The organism is Okeania sp. SIO3B5 (assembly GCF_010692555.1).
GTDB lineage: Bacteria > Cyanobacteriota > Cyanobacteriia > Cyanobacteriales > Microcoleaceae > Okeania.
On sequence record NZ_JAAHHG010000788.1, the window covers coordinates 1 to 3036 of the forward strand.

Sequence of the window (3036 nt, forward strand, 5' to 3'; positions counted from 1 at the left end):
TCTGAGATTACAACCGATGTGATGACGTTCCGTCGCGCCCAGAGGGAAGTTCAGTTAACGGGGCGAGGGGGGACGAATTTTAGCCCTGTTTTGGCGTATCTGGAGGAACATTGGGATTATGATGGTCTGATCGTTTACACTGATGGTTATGCTCCTTGCCCCCCACCGCCACAGAATCGACGTACTCGTATTATGTGGTTGTTTGTGAGCGAGGGGCATTACCGGAGTTGTTATCCAAATCTGGAGCATCTGGGGCAAGGGGTTTATCTTAAATGTTCGGCCAGAGAGATTCCCAATCCAGTAACCTGAAGTTTGTATATTTTTGTAACGATTGTGGATTGGGTGAGGGGCGATTAGTTACTATATAAAAATATTTATACCAAGGTGTTATCCTGCAACTTCGGGATAACATCGCCAATAATGCCGTATTTAGACCGCAAGTGTTTGGCGAAATTTCGCTGGAAGGATCAACGTTATTATTGAAGATCTAATACACAAACCTGGAAGTTGTCTAAATTCAACATTTGATGGGGAACGAAGGTAATGAAAAACAATAGAAGCTTAGGCGATCATGAGCATTTGATCACAAAACATAAACTGAATCGCAATCCACCTCCTCCAGATTCTCTTTTCTGGAAGATGTGGTACGCCGTTGGTGAGCCCATTGCGCAAAAAACACTGACCACCGGATTTTTAGAAGGCATAAAAAATGGGAATTTAGACCCAAACCAATATGGTGCATTTAGTGTCAGCGATATCTACTATTGCTTCCATGGTGCATCTGATTATGGCATTGCAGCCAAGAGAACAACCAATACAGTCTTGCAAGACTATTATCTGAAAAAACAGGATAGTTACAACAGATATAACCAATCTGCCTGCACCACATGGAATTTGACAGGCCCTGAATCTATTGCCCCAACTCCAACAGCACTTGATTACTCGAATTTTGAACGATCTGTTGCCAATGGGACTGCACAAGAAGGCAATGTTAAAGATCCAATCTTTACACTGATCGTAATGTTACCGTGCGAATATCTCTGGGCTTGGTTGGCTAGCCAATTGGCTCCACCTAAACCTGGCAATATCTATGCGAGTTGGATAACTAGCAATAACTATCCTGATGGAGCTTACGCAATGGGTAACTTTTTGCAAGACTATATTACCTTAAACCCAATAAACGAAGATGTGGCTACGACCATATATCAAACCGCAACGGAATACGAGTACAAAAACTTCTATACTGCAACACCCGAACCAACCTAATATGCTGCATGTCTAACACGCACATCTAGTAAGATCGCCGAACGTGTAGGGTGCGTTAGCAGGAGAGCAATCTATCAATAAATAGATAATCTCTGCTCCTGCGTAACGCACCAAAACCCCTTGCAGAATAATCTAGCCACAGTAGTAAGGTGTGTTAACAAAGCGCGAACATACCACAGGATTAACTCTACTCATCCTTGAATGTTTCCCTGCCTAGCCCTGTGCTTAACCGAACAGCTTGGCGATCGCATTGCAGATAAGCTCTAGAAGTATTCTCTGTCTGCGGACAGCAAAAGTTCTCGATATAATGCTAACTAGACATTTTTCCTTATACCAATTTATGAACTACCGAGACATCATTACAATTGAGCCTGAAAAACGTGGTGGTAAGCCTTGCGTCCGTGGCTTGCGTATTACAGTCTATGAAGTGCTTGAGTACCTAGCCTCCGAGATGACTGAAGCAGAAATTCAAGGGCGATTTTCCCGACCTGACGCGAGAAGATTTAAAAGCCTGCATTGCTTATATTGCTGACGGAGATCGTCGGTTTATGACTGCCCCGTTATCCCTATGAAATTACTTTTTGATGAAAATCTATCGCCTAAAATATAAACATATTGTTTGGGTAATATGCCATGAAGCAAGATACTGCCAGAATTCTCCCCCGCTTAACACCACAGGAATATTTGGAATGGGAAGTCCAGCAACCACTACGCTACGAATATTTTAATGGGGAAGTGTTTGCGATGGCAGGGGGATCGTTGCCCCATGCAGATATTGCTCTAAATTTGGCAAGCCTGTTACGAGAACCGTTACGGGGGCGCTGCAAGGTGCGTAACTCTGATGCGAAGGTGGGCATTACTGACGAGGGACCGTTTACCTATCCAGACCTTAGTATTAGCTGCGATGAGCGCGATCGTACCGCCCGACAATTCATCCGCTATCCCCGCGTCATTATTGAGGTGCTTTCTCCGAGTACGGAGGCTTACGACCGCGGTGGTAAGTTCGCCCTATACCGTCGTCTCTCAACCCTACAAGAATATGTTTTAGTGAGTTCTGAAACCAAAACGGTTGAGATTTTTCGGCGGGATGCTGTTGGAGAGTGGCGATTCATTCCTTACAGTGAAGGTGATACAATTGAGTTGATGAGTTTGGGAATCACGTTATCGCTAAATGCTATTTATGAAGATGTTGTTTTAGAGTTGGAGGATGAAGGGGGTGAAAAAAGGTAGCACTGCTTATCAGCATAAATTTATTGGGAGGTGAAGGTATTGTGATGACACTACAGCGTTTGGACACATAATTGTCTTGAGATCCCTTGCTATACTTCCATCAAAATGTTTCAAATTTATCAAGAATTATTCGCTTAGAGTTTAGATTGAGCTGTTTTAACCTAGCTGGCCCACTACCCCTAGAAAAAGGATTTTAAGTCAAAAAAAAAATAAGTCAAACAAGTCAGAAATTCTGGTTGGAAATCGTCTTATTTACACAAGCAGTTTACAGGCAAGCTACTCAATAAGCAGATTGTCCAGTATTTGCACTTCGCACACCCCCAAATTCGGTGTAGGACCACAAGTGCTAGATAATATGCTGCTCGAGGGAGTTGCCCTGGATATGCTGTCTCAACGTCTAATCAAATTAGAACAAAAAAATAAGTCAAACAAGTCAGAAATTCTGGTTGGAAATCGTCTTATTTACACAAGCAGTTTACAGGCAAGCTACTCAATAAGCAGATTGTCCAGTATTTGCACTTCGCACACCCCCAAATTCGG

Annotated in this window: 3 protein-coding genes and 1 pseudogene; all 4 read left to right on the top strand. The window is 43.1% G+C overall.

Features of this window, described 5'->3' with window-relative positions:
• Positions 1 to 309 (top strand): hypothetical protein (locus F6K54_RS42465; protein WP_293090497.1); only part of this gene is annotated, 309 nt, incomplete at its 5' end.
• Between the two features lie 234 nt (positions 310 to 543).
• On the top strand, positions 544 to 1266 hold the full coding sequence (locus F6K54_RS42470) for a hypothetical protein (protein ID WP_293090498.1): 723 nt from the start codon (positions 544 to 546) through the stop codon (positions 1264 to 1266).
• 340 nt (positions 1267 to 1606) lie between these two features.
• Positions 1607 to 1838, top strand: a pseudogene (locus tag F6K54_RS42475) (DUF433 domain-containing protein).
• Between the two features lie 61 nt (positions 1839 to 1899).
• Positions 1900 to 2496, top strand: a complete 597-nt coding sequence (locus F6K54_RS42480) for a Uma2 family endonuclease (protein WP_293090499.1) — start codon at positions 1900 to 1902, stop codon at positions 2494 to 2496.
• Positions 2497 to 3036: the final 540 nt, after the last annotated feature.